This is a genomic window from Desulfovibrio sp. X2, from assembly GCF_000422205.1.
In the GTDB taxonomy this organism is placed as follows: Bacteria; Desulfobacterota; Desulfovibrionia; order Desulfovibrionales; family Desulfovibrionaceae; genus Alkalidesulfovibrio.
This window is the reverse complement of record NZ_ATHV01000018.1, coordinates 73,534-86,785: the sequence shown is the minus strand read 5'-3', so window position 1 is coordinate 86,785 and position 13,252 is coordinate 73,534. Positions and strand designations below refer to the sequence as shown.

Here is a 13,252-nt window from a genome sequence, read left to right as displayed (position 1 = left end):
GATCATATATTTTATGGCCGAGACCGGGGGGGACGGCCACGCCGCGCCGGAATCGGGCGCGGTCCGACGGCCGCCGCACGGCGCGCCGATCCTTGGGGGACAATGACGATGGACACGCCGCGCGTCCGGCGCAGGAACCTGCGTGGACTGCTGAGCAGAGCACCGCTGCGCGTGGTCTTCACCGCGCCCATCGTGGCCCTGATCGTGGCCACGGCCGCGCTCGTGGCCTGGGTGACGCTGTCCGACGTCAAGCCCGCCGTGGAGGACGTGGCGCGACAGCAGCGCTCCGAGATCCTGACGCGCGTGGACGAGCGGCTGCGCGCCTTCCTCGCCGTGCCCCAGGCGGTGGACGCGGAAAACCTGGCCGCCATGCGCTCCGGCCTGCTCGACCTCGCCGACCCCCTGACCCGGCAGCGCTTCTTCGCCGACCAGGTCAGGACCCATCCCGGCATCCTCTACTCCTTCTTCGGCACCGCAGAGGGTGAATTCTACGGCGCGCGCCGCCTGCCCGACGGCGAGGTGCAGATCGTGCAGGCCGGGCCGGAGACGGGCGGCGACTCGCGGTACTTCTCCATCGACGCGAAGGGCCACGCCCTGGCCCTGCGCCAGACCTACAGGAACTTCGATCCCCGCACCCGGCCCTGGTACAGGGCGGGCGAGGCGGCCCACGCCCCGGCCTGGAGCCCCATCTACCGCCACTTCACGATCAAGGACATGGCGCTCACCGCCGCGCTGCCCGTCTACGATGCCGAAGGCAGGCTGCTCGGGGTCTTCGGCGCGGACTACGTGCTCTCGGGCATCCACGACTTCCTGGCCGGGATCAAGGTCAGCAGCCACGGCGAACTCTTCGTCATGGAGCGCGACGGCGACCTGGTGGCCGCCTCCCGGCTACCGCCCGAGGGGCTGTTCCACGAGCAGAACGGCAAGGCCGTGCGCGTGCGCGCGGAGAACTGCGGCCTGCCCCTGGTGGAGGCGGCCGCGCGCAGCCTCGCGGTCGCGGCCGGAAGCCTCGGCGAGGTGCGCGGCGAGATCTTCGACGACATGGAGCTGAACGGCCGACGCAACTTCCTGCAGGCCAAGTCCTTCTCCGACGGCCACGGCCTGGACTGGCTGGTTGTGGCCGTGGTCCCGGCCTCGGACGTGCTCGGCGGCATCGACCGCAACCTGCGCAACACCCTGCTCCTGTGCATCGTGGCCGTGGTCCTGGCGGGGCTGGCCGGGGCGCTCGTCTCGGCGCGCATCGCCCGGCCCGTGGAGATGCTCGCCCGGGCGGCCGAGGCCTATTCGCGCGGGCAGTGGGACTATCCCGTGGACGTGGCGCGCGAGGACGAGATCGGCCATCTGGCCCGGACCTTCACGGACATGGCCGGGCAGCTCAAGGAATCCTTCGCCACCCTGGAGCACAAGGTGGAGGAGCGCACCGCAGAGCTCTCCCTGGCCAACGGCCGCCTGCGCGCCATCTTCGAGGCCATTCCGGGCCGCGTCCTGGTCATGGACCGCGAGCAGCGGGTGACGGACATCGGGGACAAGATGCTGGGCTTCCTGGACCGGCCCCGCGGAGAGGTCCTGGGCCGCCCCTGCCACGAGGTCCTGAAGAACAGGCCGCGGCGGTGCCCGGAGTGCCTGCTCGACCTGGAGAACCCGTCGGCCGGGGTCCTCTCCCGGCAGTCCTCGCCCGAGGAGGAGGCCATCATGGGCATGGCCTTCAAGGCCTACTGCGCCCCGATCCGCGACGACTCGGGCAAGGTCTGGGGCTACATCGAGTGCCTCATGGACGTCTCGGACCTGCGCTCCATGGAGGCCGCGCTCAAGTCGGCCAAGGACGAGGCCGAGACCGCGAGCCGCGCCAAGAGCCGCTTCCTGGCCGCCATGAGCCACGAGATCCGCACCCCCATGAACGCCATCATCGGCCTCACCGAGGAGGTCCTGCGCTCTTCCCTGGACGGGGGCCAGCGCGACCACCTGGAGACCGTGCGCGACGCGGCCGACCACCTGCTGCTGGTGATCAACGACATCCTCGACCTCTCGCGCATCGAGGCCATGGGCCTCACCCTCGACGACTCGGACTTCCTGCTGCACGAGCTCCTGGCCTCGGTGGTCAGGACCATGCAGGTCCAGGCCGGGCGCAAGGGCCTCGAGCTCGTGCTGGACGTGGCCCCGGACCTGCCTCCGGCCGTGCATGGGGACGGCGGCAGGCTGCGCCAGGTGCTGGTCAACCTGGTGGGCAACGCGGTCAAGTTCACGGAGAAGGGCGAGGTGCGCATCCGCGTGGAGCGGGCCGCGCCAGGCAGGGCCGAGGCGGACGGGACGGGCGGGGAAGGCGCGCAGGGAAACGGCCGGACGCCCGTTGCCTTCAACGTCGCGGACACCGGCCCCGGCATTCTCCCCGAGCGGCTGCCCGAGATCTTCGAGCCCTTCCGCCAGGCCGCGGACGGGCCCTTGCGCGCCAGGGGGGGCACGGGCCTCGGCCTGGCCATCTCGCGCGAGATCGTGGACAAGATGGGCGGCCGCATCTGGGCCGAGAGCGAGCCCGGCCGGGGCAGCACCTTCCGCTTCGTCGTCCCGCTCGCCTCTGGCGACGAGGCGCTGGCCGCGCGCAACCGCCACCGCGAGGAGACCGTGGCGGCCGAGCGCCCGCTCTCCCTGCTCCTGTGCGAGGACAACCGGGTCAACGTCAAGGTGGCCGTGGCCATGCTCGGCCACCTGGGGCACCGCGTGCGCGTGGCCGGGAGCGGCCGGGAGACGCTCGCGGTCCTGTCCGGGGAGAGCTTCGACGCCGTGCTCATGGACCTGGAGATGCCGGACATGGACGGGCTCGAGGCCACGCGGCGCATCCGCGCCGGGGAGGCGGGCGAGGCGGCCCGCACCACCCCGGTGGTGGCCATGACCGCGCACGTGGTCGCCGAATACCGCTCCCTGTGCGCGCAGGCGGGCATGGACGGCTTCGTGGCCAAGCCCGTGAGCCGTGCGGATCTCGCCCAGGTTCTGGAGCAGGTCACGGCCGGTCGCGCGCCCGCGGTCGCGGCCCCGTGCATCGAGCCCCCGGCGGTGCGCGTCTTCACTGGCGCAGTTTCAGGCGGCGCAGTTCCGGGCGGCGCGGCGACGGACGCGAAGGTCGCGGGCGGGGACGGACGGGAGGGCGCGGCCCTGGCCGTGCTCGACACGGCCTGCCTGCTCGGCCGCGTGGACAACGACATGAGCTTCGTGTGCGAGGTCTACCGCATGGCGCTCTCGACCATGCCGGACAAGCTCTCCTCCCTGGCCGAGGCCCTGGCCGCAGGCGACGGGGAGGCGGCCGTGCGCCTGGCCCATTCGCTCAAGGGCGAGTGCGGCACCCTGGCCGCGCAGCGGGGGCAGGAGGCCGCGCACAAGGTGGAGCGCGCGGTGCGGGCGGGCGACCTCGCGGCCGCCAGGACGTTCCTCTCCGACCTGCGCCGCGAGGTGCGGGAGCTTCTGGACGCCGCCCGGGAGTATCTGGGCAGCCAGGTCAGGGACATGGCCTAGCCCGAAGCCGCCAGGACCCGGATCAGCTTCCGCCAGTCGGCGCGCTGCAGGGGACGCGAGGCCGCAAGCAGCGCCCGCGCCCGCGCGGCCTTCCCGTTCTCTCCCTTCTCCCCGTCTTCCCCGTGAAGCCCTTGCTTTTCCTCGGAAAGCACGCCGCGCGGCAGGAGCAGGCGCAGCGCGCCGCGCTGCGCCGCGGGCGGCGGCAGGAGCATGTCGTCCGGCCTGGCCGTCGTGGGGTCCTCGCGCGCGGCGCAGGGTCGGCCGAGGACCACGAATTCCCGGCAGGCCAGCGGGCGCAGCGCATAGACCGCGCAGGCGCCGTCCAGCAGGAAGGGGCAGGGGCTTTGCAGGCGCAAGCCGCGCAGGGCCTCGGCCACCCGGGCACGGGCAGGGCCGCGCAGGGTCTTGGCCGCGTACCAGGCAAGGCCCCTGAGCTCGGCCTCGGAGGCCGGGACGGGCTGGCGACAGCAATGGGCGCAGCCCGGGCCGCAGGCGGGGGCGCGGCCGGTCCGTCCCCGCTCCTCGCGCGCCGCGGCGTGCATGGCCGCGTCCATCAGGGCGTAGGCGTCGAGCAGGGGCGCGAGCCAGGGCAGGGCCGCCTCGTCGGGGAAACGGACCCGGAACGGCGTGACGTCCACGGGCATGGCGCGGCCTGGGGGCATGCGTCTTCTCCGGGCCGGACGAAATCCGGCTGCTCCGGGGGGCGCGACGGGGCGGGCGCGCGGCAGCAGGCAGCGCGCCTCCCGCGCATCTCCCGCGCGTCCATGCGTATACGCCCCTGCCCGGCCGCATGTACAGCGCGCGGCGGGCGGACACTCTTTTCGGGGAAGGAAGGCTAGTCGTGCAGGCCGGGTTCGAGGTCCAGGACCTCTTCTCCGCGGATGTAGGGCATGATCACCGGATGCTCCACGGACTCGCCCAGCCGGATGATGGCCAGGCGCAGGCGGTCCACGCCGAGCTGGGCCTGGCGCAGGTACTCCATCTTCTTGTCCACGCCGAGCGCCTCGTAGGGCATGAGCCCGCCCTCGCGGCCTTCCATGCCGTAGATGCGGCGCAGGTCCTCGAGCTCGTCCATGACGATCTCGACATAGTTCTTGATGATCGCCAGCACGTTGTTGCCCACGTGGGCCATGCCGCCCGCGGCCTTGGCCAGGGCGTCGCGGCAGACGTCCAGGCGGCGGCCCACGGTCAGGGAGACGATGCGGCCGCAGTCCGTGAGGAAGGCGGACTCGAAGCGGTCGAAATAGCGGTCGCGGCGGTCGTAGAGGAGCAGCAGGCCGAAGGCCTTGCCCTGGGCGTCGCGCAGGATGAAGGACAGCCGCGAGCGGTAGCCCACCTTGAAGGGCGTGCAGTCCAGCGACTCGCCGCCGATCTCCGAGCCGCGCAGGTCGTTGGAGACCACGAAGAAGACCTTGCGCGAGCCGTCGTGCACCGCGCGCATGACCGGATGGTGGGGGTGCGTCTCCTCCATGTCGTGCACGAAGATGGGCGTGGAGCGGCCGTCCGCGGTGTCCGCGGCCACGTTCTCCCAGGAGCCGTCCTCGCGGCGCAGGCGGCAGACGTACATGTCCGCGCCGAGCTCGTGGCGCAGCACCTCGGCGCTCTGCTCCACCACGTCGCGCACGGCCTGGAACTCCTGGCCCGCGTCGATCAGCTCGAACATGATCTCGATCATCAGGAGGCTCTTTTCGTGCGAGCGCTTGAGCAGGGCGAAGCGGCGCTCCAGCCGGGCCAGGCGCGTGGCCTCGGTGCCGCGCGGCGCCTCGTCCGCGGCCCGGCGCAGGGCCACCAGCAGGCAGAGCAGGTCGGCCCAGGTGGAGAGCTCGGCCTCGCACTGCTCGAGCGGCGGCGGTCCGCCCGCGGCGTCGAAGCCGCGCTTGACCGAGACGAGCAGGCCGAGGAGCGCAGGCTTCACCTCTTCGGGCGCCTGCTGCACGAGGTCGAGAAAGGAGCCGCGGACCTGTTCCGTGACGGGGCCGCTTTCCTGCTGTGATCGCAAGGGGTGTCGCGTCGTCGGCATAGTGAGGAATCTACTCATCGCGGCGCGGGCCGCAAGGGGGTGGAGGATGAAAAATGAATCTCGGTTCTTGTTCCGCGTCCGGGGCAGCGGTCCAGACGGCATGGGGACGCTCGTGCGTGCGGCCGTGGCCCCCGGATCGACCGGTGACGCGGGGGTCGGAAAGTTGACTCTTTAAATCGGCAATTTGATACAAATTGGCGAAATATGGCTGGCAGTTGCGCCATTGGAGATGAACGCCGAGCGACGGTTTTTCGCCTGCCGCAGAGACTGCTTTTCGACACCCCGGGGCCGTGCCCGCCCATCCCGGCCCCGGCGCGCGCGCCGCTGTCCGGAGGACGAAAAAAGGCCGACAGGGGGACTGCCCTGTCGGCCTTGATCTTTCCTGGAGCCAGCTTGGGGACTTGAACCCCAGGCCTGCTGATTACGAAGCAACCGGCGGATGGCCAGGGAGTTGGGTTCGTGGGTGAAGGGGGTGCAAACGGGGTGCTATTTCACGACGCGGAGGAGGCCCTGCAGATCCACGGCGAAGGAGACGCGGGAGGCCTCTTCCTCAAGGTAGCCGGGCACAAGGGTGGCGTAATGGTCCTGGGTGGTTCCGAAGTCGGCATGGCCGAGCATGCGCTGCAGCACCGTGAGGCTGCCTCCGGCCGAGAGGTACCGCGCCGCGAAGGAGACGCGCAATCCATGGAGCGAGACGCGCGGGTACCCAGCCGCGACAAGGTGCTCCTTGATCCGGTGGCTCATGGTGTCCGGGTGCATGCGCGGGAGGAGGTAGCCCTCGGGGAACGGGGCCATGGCCTCGAAGGCGGCGAAGGCCGCAGGGGTCATGGGGTACCAGCCCTCTGATTCGTCCGTCTTGGAGCGATCCACGCAATACCGGCGGCGCTTCATGTCCACCATGTCCGATTCCAGATAGAGCAGCTCCTGGCGCCTACGCCCGGTGGCGCAGTAGAGGGCCACGATGCGCCGCCATGTCAGATCCTCGATTCCGCCCAGGAAGCGCTCGATTTCCTCGGGCGGAATGTGCGGCCGAACCTTGGGCTTGCGGCGCGGGATCTTCACCTGGCCGAGGGGATTTTCTTTGATGATCTCCCAGTCCGCTGCCTTGCCGAGGGCGGCCTTGAGATGACGCGTGTACGTGTCGATGCTCCTGTCGGAAAGGCCGCGTTTGCGCCAGGTGGCCACCAGCGTGTCGAGATGCCTGCGGGATACCCTGTCCAAGCGCGTAGATCCTCCAGCCGCGTCAATGAGCATGTCCAGGGCCATGCGGTTCATCCTGGACGTGGCATGCGTCTGGCCGCCATTCTCTGCCCATTCCACGTATTCATCGCGGAATTCCTTGAGGGTCTTTGTCGTGCCGCGTTCCATGACCACGAGCTTGCCCATGGCGATTTCGCGCTGGAGAAGCTTGAAGCGGCGTTCCGCTTCCGTGCGGTCTTTGGTCCGGAGGCTGCGCTTCTTTCCGCGTGCCAGCTCCACATACCACGTCCCGCCTTTGTCGTGGCGGCAGACAAGGCGCATGGAGATCTTAATGTTCCAGACAGCCGACGATTTCAAGGGCTATTGCCTCGTCCTGGTCCATAGGGACCAGCGATTCACGATCAATGCGACGATGCCCGCCAGGCGTTCGGCGAGAGACGATTATTCCCGCGTCTGCCCATGTACGGATGGTGTTCTCGCAAACGCCTGCGGAGAGCGCCGCGGCACTGACAGGAATCCAGCGACATACCGCGTAGCGATCCATGATCCGACGCGCTGTATCCGGAGACTTGATCCTGGACATGCCTAGACCCTGACCATGGTCTCATCATGGACGACGACGCGAGGCAGGTAGCGCGGCTCGAGGAACATGGGGCATTGCGCGCCGTAGAGCCGCCAGTAGTCGATCCAGAGCAGGTAGTCGTCCTCCGGAGGGTCAGCCCGCACGCATCGCTTGTGCCGCGGGCAACTGCCGATGGACGAGCAGTAGGTCACTTCAAAGTATCTCTTCACGCCCGCGCCTCCCTGGCCACGCCGCGCAGGGCATGGCGCTTGCGGACGTGCGCGAGCGCGAACCGGCAGGCATCGCCGCCGTCTCGCCCGCAGCCGTCCTCTTCCGGGCAGGCATGGCAGAAGCCGGGCAAGACCTCGGACTTCCGCGCCCTGGGGCCACCGGGGAACACGAGTTCATCCGACCAGACGTCAAAGCCGTTCATGCCGCGCCCCCCTTGTCGCAGCCGGGCAGGAGCAGCCGCTGCGCGACAACGGCCTCCCTGGGCACTATGACCTCGCGGCCCGGCGTCCCGTCCTTCCGTATGACGCGCCCCAGGAGCACCTTGCTCCCCGCGATGTCCACCAGGATCTCGCCGCTTGTGTGGCGGCTGGAATAGATGCGGTCGCCTGCGCTGTAGTTTGTCATATCCCCTCCTTCAGTCTGGCGTCCCGCGCGAGCGGAGATAGTCTCGGAGCTGATCTTCTTTCGCGGAGATGCTATGCAGCATCTCTCTCGCCTCGATGGCGCTACCTTCCTCGTAGATGCGCAGGGCGACGCAAGCGACCTGTATGGCCTCCGCGTTGATCTCCTCCTTGGACGCTCCGGCGAGAGCGGCGTTGATCAGCTCGCAGACTTCCTCGAGCAGGACCTCATAAAGCAGGGCGTTACTCTTGTGCTTGCATCTGGCCCGGCAAACCTCCGCGTCCAGGCTGGCGAGGGACGAAATGGTGAGGCCTAGGATAGAGGTCGGGGGCAACTTCGCTATGAGGTCGAAGATACGCTCGGATGTCTTCATCACTACCTCCCCTGCGCGGCCAGGAATTCGGATTCCTTGACCTCGCGCATCCACTGCGGCGGGGTTGGCGCCGTGGTGTCGCTGTAGTCGCGTTGCGGGACTTTTGCGAGTACCTTCCCTCCGACAGCTCCGGCCACGGAGATGTAAAGCCTCCCATTGAACGCGGCGTGGAACCCGATGCCGAGGCTCCTGGTCAGGTAGACGGAGTAATCGACTGTTTTGTCGTTCAACTCCGTGAGCGCCGCCTTCAATATCTTGCCCGTCTTGGTCCTCATGTCCGGTCGCCAGCCGTGGCCATCTCCGGACATGGACTGAGGGAGAACGCCCCTGGAGGTGCGCTGTCCTACCTCGATGTCATCCTTTGTCCAGAAGCCGACGACGGTTACTCCACCGAGGGGTAGTTCTCGAGAAAGAACGCCGTCGAACCCAAAGACGGAACACGTCTCTTCCCTCGCTTTGCTGAAACTCGCCAAGGCTTGGTCAAGGGATGCGATGAGCTTGGCTGCTTCGTCTCCTTCGCCGATGTAGAACTTGCTCTGCATGGTCACGTCTCCTCGTTATTTTTGCTGGAACACCCAGCATTTCATCGGCTTCTCGGTCTGGCACGACCGCACGGTGCGGTTGGCGTCGAGGAATTTGAAGCGCTTGCAGAAGGGCAGGAGCTTCTTGAGCGCCTGCATGTCCAGGTCGGGTTGGCCGCCTGCCCTGGATTCCTCGCGGAAATGGTTGAGGTTGACGGCAATGGTGCCGGGGTCCTTGGAGTGGTTGAGGCTGTTGCCGATCTTGTGGGCGCGGCCGGACTGGAGGTAGTCGAAGATCTCCCAGAACTGCTCCACCAGCGGGTGGTCGGCAGCGAGACGCTGCTCGCGCGCCTTGGCCCGGATGTGCAGGTACTCGGTGAGCCCTTCCGTGAGGTGCCCGGCCATGTCCGGGAAGAGGACCTGCAGGGCCTCTCCGCAGGCCGCGACCTGGGCGTGGTTCTTGATGATGCGCTCGTTCTTGAGCGCGCCCATGGCGGCGTAGTGCGCCTCGATGCGCTCGAAGGCTTCGGTGTACTTCTCGAGGATCTCGCGCTCGCGGCCGAGAGCCGCGGCCAGGAATCCGCCGACCTCGGCCGATGTCTGGCGCTCGAACCAGCGGGCGACCTCGCGCGTGCCCGGACCGTGGTGCTTCTTGTCCGCATGGCAATGCACGATGCGCTGCAGGAGCGCCTCGGAGCCGTCCACTTCCGCGTTTTGCGAGATCAAGAGCGAGGCCTGGAAGAGGTGCTCTTCAACGTCGTTGCTGCGCCGGGCAACGCCCAGGGTGCCGGTGCCGCGGCCGTTGAAGAACGGCTTTACCTCGTCGAAGCCGAACTGCTTCTGCCGGGCGTCCCGCTCGCCGTTGTCGCGGTCGCTCTCGATTATGACCACGGGCATGTTGGACACCTGGGAGAAGGCCCGGCGCCTGCCCGCCGGTGACGACTTGAGCAGGTCGAAGCCCTCGTAGTCGTCCCTGCCGACGCACTTCCACAGAAACTCCAGGATGGTGGACTTGCCCGCGCCGGGCTCGCCGGTGAGTTCCAGGAAGGGGAAGGTCTTGTGCGTGGCGCGGATCTGCTGGACGAAGAGCGAGCCGAACCAGAAGCCCAGCGTGGCCAGCCCCTGCCAGTGGAAGGCGCGGGCGAACTGCTTGAGCCAGCCCGGGTCGAACTTGCTGCCGTCCGTGTTGATGCGGATGCCGTTGAGCACGGACTTGATGCCGGTGCGGTTGATCTCGAAGTAGCCGTGCTTGTTCAGGTCCAGGCGGCGGCCGTTGTGCCATGCGTGGTCCTGGAAGATGTAGGCCTTGGTATCCTTGTCATAGCCGACGAAGGGCAGGGCCTGCACCGTGGTCAGGCGGGAGTTGAGCCAGCGGTCGCGCAGGATCTTCAACTGGCGCATGTCGCCGTCGAAGGTGCCGCCGCGCGAGCGGTTGAGCAGGGCCTTGTGGAATGCATCCGGCGAGGTGATGGCCGTGCCCTCCATCGCGATGATGTCGTCAGGCTGGCCGTTGGCGTAGGCGATGCCGAAGACGTAGCGCTGCTCGTCGACCAGGACGTCGCGTTCCATGTAGAGGAAGCGGGGATGGACGTTCGAGATCTGGTCGACGCCGACGTGGCGGGTGAAGAGTTCCCGGCCCTCGGGCGACTTGAGAACGCTTTCGATTGGGTTTTCCGTGCTCTCCGCAGGGGCCTCCTTTTCGCCCGCCGTCTCCCCTTCCTGCCCCTCCTTCTTCTTGGCCATGATCTGCTGTTCCTGCCACGTGGCAGCCCCCTGGCTGATTTCCTTCTCGAAAGCACTTGGGACGGTGATGGAGAACATGGCGTTCTTGAAGTCCAAGAGGAAGGACATGCGCCGGTTGCGCACGTAGTAGTGGTAGGCCTTCTCCTCCACCGTCTCGGCCATGAAGAGGCGGCCGTAGTAGAGGCGTTCGGAAATGAAGGCGTCGTTGATGCGGCCGGAGCGGTAGAGGTCGTCCCAATCCTGGCCATCGGGCAGGCGGATGACCGTGGCCAGCTCGCCCAGCTCCTTGAGCCGCTTGTGGTGCTTGCGCGACCAGTCGCCCCCGGCCTTGTCCGAATCCAGGGCCACGACCCACCGGATGTTCTCGCCCTTGTGCTCCTGGATGAAAGCTTCCGGGATGTGGTTGCAGGAGAAGGCCGCGGCGACCTTGAACCCGCAGAGGTAGAGGGCGATGGCGTGGAAGATGCCCTCCACGATGAAGCAGCGGTCGCCGCGCTCGAGCTTCTGGCCCGGGGGCGTCCAGACGTCTCCCTGGAACAGCGTCCCGTCGTCCTTGCGCCTGCCGCCGAAGTGGGCCTTCTGCCCGTCCTTCTTGGTGCGGCCTATGAGCCGCTCCCACCAGCGGGTGCGCTCGGGGTCGAGGTAGAAGCGGACCGAGGGGATGTGCTCCGTGGTGCCGGGAACCGGGTAGGCCGCCTGTTCGTACCAGCCGCGCAGGCGCGAAATGTCGAACCCGCGGTCGAGCCCGAGATAGGCGTCGGCCGTGGCGTTGCGGTTTTCCTCGGTGGGCGGGAAGCGGTTGGCGAAGTCGGCGAAGAGGGATGGAAGAGCGGAGCGCACGGGCTCCTCGAACGAGCATTTGTTGAGGCGCTCGCAGCGGAGCACCCAGGGGTGGGCCGTGCCCACGTACAGGGTCTTCTTGCCGCAGCCCGGGCACTTCCCCGCGCGCAGGTACTCGCCCTTTCGCTGGAAGCCGTAGGACGGCTCGGCCAGCAGGGCGCGGACGACTTCTTCCGGGGAAATGTCGTTACGCAGCATCGTTGCGTCCCCCCTTGCCATCGTTCGCCGGGCAGTCCGCGCACAGGGATCTGTACACCCACCGCATAGTGCCCCGGCTGCTCCTGAGACGCGGGCAGGGCCGCAGGTGCGGGAACGCTGCCGCCAAGGCCTTGAGCGCGGCCACCGAGCAGGCGCCAGCCTCCTCCGGCGTCCTTGGACAGCACGGGCTAGGCATGGGCGCGCTCCATGGTGCGCAGGTCGCCGAGCAGGGCCATGCCGCGCTCGAGGACGTCCGATATCTCCTTGATGAGTCGGCGCAATTCGCTGGGCTCGAGGATGTCGTCGGCCACCGCGGAGCGCGCTTCGTCGGCCACGTCCCCGACTTCGGCGAAAATGTCGTTCACGCGCCGCAGGAGCATGTTGCAATCCACGTCCTGGTGGTTCTCGTCTATGCCGTAGAAGGTGGCACGCGCGAGCAGCCAGTGAACGATGGTGAGGTTGCCGACGGCAGCGCAGAAGCTCGGAAGATCGGGGTAGCTCGGGAAGAACTTTTCCGCGGAGAACACCCGTCTGGTCATGGATTCAGACCAGCCAAGGCGGGAGGCTATCTGCGGCAGGGTGAGGCCGCTTTGTTCCACGGCCAGCTTGAAGGCGTCACAGGCGTCGAGATGGTGCAGTGGGCGCGAGTCGTGCTCGGTCATAATGTCGTTCCCTCCTCAGTGGACACACAAGTGGACGGAAAATGCCCTAGCAGGTACGGTCTTCGGTAGCCTCGGGAGCCCTGTTCGCGGCGTCCCACGCTCGGCGAACCTGCTCCGGAGTGACGGCGCCGGAGCGGAGAAGCTCACGGACGAGCAGGCGCAAGGACAGCAGCTTACCGGCGAGGATGAGCACGCGCCGGGTAGGGGGTTTCATGTCGCCGCGTCGGTTGCGGCGGAGGTTCCTGGTGTCCAGGCCAGTGGCCCGGGCGACCTGGCTGTAGGAGCCGTAGAACCTGGCCAGTCGGTGGAGGTGGAGTGATGTTGCGTTCTTCATGTGGCGAAGCTAGGGCGAAACGCCCTAGCAAGTCAAGGGCGTTTCGCCAGATTTCGCTAGGGCAAAATATCCTGTACCCAGAAGGGATGAAAAACGACGATCAATTCGAGCGCGTGTTTGTGGCCCTGGTCGCGGAGCGTGTGGAGGATATGGGCATGTCGCATGCCGAGTTCGGCAGGCGCGTGTTCGGGGGCGGAGACTCCGGCGTGCGGCTCTGGCGTAGTGTTCGTGACGTGGACGGGCGCGGCCGGAGGCTGACCATCGGAGAGGCTTACCGCATGGCCGAGGCGCTCGGCACGGACTTCCCTAGCTTGGTTTGGAACCTCTGCCAGTCTGCCCGCAACAGGGGGATGCTGCCCCAGGATAAGAGCGAACAGCGTAATGGCAATTAGGGCATACTGCCCTACATTGTCATCGTGTCATAGGGCGAATCGCCCCAGAATGGCCTCCGCAAGGAGGTCTATTGCGTGATGTCCAACCTAGTGAACTGCCAAAAAATAAACTAAGATTTCCCAATATATTAGGTGCTGGTCTGCTGGCGGTGCGTGTGCCGTCACCTTGCAGGCCCTTGCATGGCCTTGCACTCCTCGCAATCCATCCTCTCTCGCGTCTTCCTTTGCCTGCCGTGCCTGCCGCCGCCCTTTGCACCCCCTCGACCATTG

The 13,252-nt window shown here is 67.5% G+C and carries 12 protein-coding genes; 2 read left to right on the top strand and 10 right to left on the bottom strand.

Features of this window, described 5'->3' with window-relative positions; translation table 11 throughout:
• The first annotated feature begins 108 nt into the window (after positions 1–108).
• Positions 109–3,504 (top strand): ATP-binding protein, encoded by a 3,396-nt coding sequence (locus DSX2_RS06685; RefSeq protein ID WP_020880406.1) that lies wholly within the window; start codon positions 109–111, stop codon positions 3,502–3,504.
• On the opposite strand, the gene DSX2_RS06680 is transcribed toward DSX2_RS06685, so the two are convergent.
• The 10 genes from DSX2_RS06680 to DSX2_RS06635 form a co-directional block, all read right to left on the bottom strand.
• Positions 3,501–4,166 (bottom strand): YkgJ family cysteine cluster protein, encoded by a 666-nt coding sequence (locus DSX2_RS06680; protein WP_020880405.1) that lies wholly within the window; start codon positions 4,164–4,166, stop codon positions 3,501–3,503. The two genes, DSX2_RS06685 and DSX2_RS06680, sit on opposite strands and share 4 nt — an antisense overlap.
• Before the next feature lie 173 nt (positions 4,167–4,339).
• Positions 4,340–5,503, bottom strand: coding sequence for a hypothetical protein (locus tag DSX2_RS06675; protein ID WP_152512865.1), 1,164 nt, complete (start codon positions 5,501–5,503; stop codon positions 4,340–4,342).
• Between the two features lie 507 nt (positions 5,504–6,010).
• On the bottom strand, positions 6,011–7,003 hold the full coding sequence (locus DSX2_RS06670; RefSeq protein ID WP_035041089.1) for a tyrosine-type recombinase/integrase: 993 nt from the start codon (positions 7,001–7,003) through the stop codon (positions 6,011–6,013).
• A 306-nt stretch (positions 7,004–7,309) separates the two neighbouring features.
• Positions 7,310–7,516: a hypothetical protein gene (locus DSX2_RS06665; protein WP_020880402.1), complete on the bottom strand. Its 207-nt coding sequence runs from the start codon at positions 7,514–7,516 to the stop codon at positions 7,310–7,312.
• Positions 7,513–7,719 (bottom strand): hypothetical protein, encoded by a 207-nt coding sequence (locus DSX2_RS06660; protein ID WP_020880401.1) that lies wholly within the window; start codon positions 7,717–7,719, stop codon positions 7,513–7,515. The genes DSX2_RS06665 and DSX2_RS06660 overlap by 4 nt, the downstream gene beginning before the upstream one ends.
• Complete coding sequence (locus DSX2_RS06655; protein WP_020880400.1) at positions 7,716–7,922, bottom strand: hypothetical protein; 207 nt, start codon at positions 7,920–7,922, stop codon at positions 7,716–7,718. The genes DSX2_RS06660 and DSX2_RS06655 overlap by 4 nt, the downstream gene beginning before the upstream one ends.
• Positions 7,923–7,932: 10 nt before the next feature.
• A complete protein-coding gene (locus DSX2_RS06650) occupies positions 7,933–8,292 on the bottom strand; it encodes a hypothetical protein (protein ID WP_020880399.1) in 360 nt (119 codons plus the stop codon).
• A 2-nt stretch (positions 8,293–8,294) separates the two neighbouring features.
• Positions 8,295–8,834: a DUF5420 family protein gene (locus DSX2_RS06645; protein ID WP_020880398.1), complete on the bottom strand. Its 540-nt coding sequence runs from the start codon at positions 8,832–8,834 to the stop codon at positions 8,295–8,297.
• A gap of 15 nt (positions 8,835–8,849) precedes the next feature.
• A complete protein-coding gene (locus DSX2_RS06640; protein ID WP_020880397.1) occupies positions 8,850–11,594 on the bottom strand; it encodes a toprim domain-containing protein in 2,745 nt (914 codons plus the stop codon).
• A gap of 188 nt (positions 11,595–11,782) precedes the next feature.
• Positions 11,783–12,256: a phage regulatory CII family protein gene (locus tag DSX2_RS06635; protein WP_020880396.1), complete on the bottom strand. Its 474-nt coding sequence runs from the start codon at positions 12,254–12,256 to the stop codon at positions 11,783–11,785.
• 420 nt (positions 12,257–12,676) lie between these two features.
• Here DSX2_RS06635 and DSX2_RS06625 point away from each other — a divergent pair, with 420 nt between their 5' ends.
• On the top strand, positions 12,677–12,982 hold the full coding sequence (locus DSX2_RS06625; protein WP_020880395.1) for a hypothetical protein: 306 nt from the start codon (positions 12,677–12,679) through the stop codon (positions 12,980–12,982).
• The last annotated feature ends 270 nt before the right edge of the window (positions 12,983–13,252 follow it).